Source organism: Desulfotomaculum copahuensis (assembly GCF_001655685.1).
In the GTDB taxonomy this organism is placed as follows: domain Bacteria; phylum Bacillota; class Desulfotomaculia; order Desulfotomaculales; family Desulfovirgulaceae; genus Desulfotomaculum_G; species Desulfotomaculum_G copahuensis.
Map to the genome: position 1 here is coordinate 1 of NZ_LYVF01000019.1, position 515 is coordinate 515.

A 515-nucleotide genomic window follows, 5' to 3' on the forward strand; every position below is an offset into this window, starting at 1 on the left:
TGGCCAGGTTCGGCTACAATTACATCGAAAAATATCTCAATGCCTTCGGCGTGCGCATTATTGTGATCAACGGAACCGAACCGAAATCGTTGCAAGAAGAACTTGTAGCGGACATGTTGGCTATCCTGTCCAGCTTCAGCGCCAAACTTTACGGCCGTAGAAGCAAAGAATTCCGAAAAAAAGTAAAAGAGGCGATGGTCGATGCCGCAAAGGAATAACCAGGTTAAAAAACCGGCGGACATGATCACCGTTTGCGCTTCCCTTACGCCGGAAACCGACGAAGCTGAAGCGTTAATTGATTTCATGCGCATTTTCCAGGCCGCCAAGCGCACCTCCTACCAGGCTATCCGCCAGGGCGTTGAAAGGGAAAAAATCATCGCCGTACTACAAAAAACATTCATGCCCAACGCCCGCTGGTGCCAGTGGGCTTATAACGAAGCGGAAGACACCATCAGAAGCCAGCTTGAACTGATCGACACGTACATTCATGATATCGAAGCCAAAATCGAAAAAGC

2 protein-coding genes are annotated in these 515 nt (G+C 48.9%); both read left to right on the forward strand.

From position 1 onward, the window contains the following. On the forward strand, positions 1–218 hold a 218-nt coding region (locus A6M21_RS02435), incomplete at its 5' end, for an IS607 family transposase (protein ID WP_427854591.1). Next, the coding region (locus A6M21_RS02440; RefSeq protein ID WP_066666324.1) for a hypothetical protein at positions 202–515 on the forward strand (314 nt) is incomplete at its 3' end. The genes A6M21_RS02435 and A6M21_RS02440, both read left to right, overlap by 17 nt.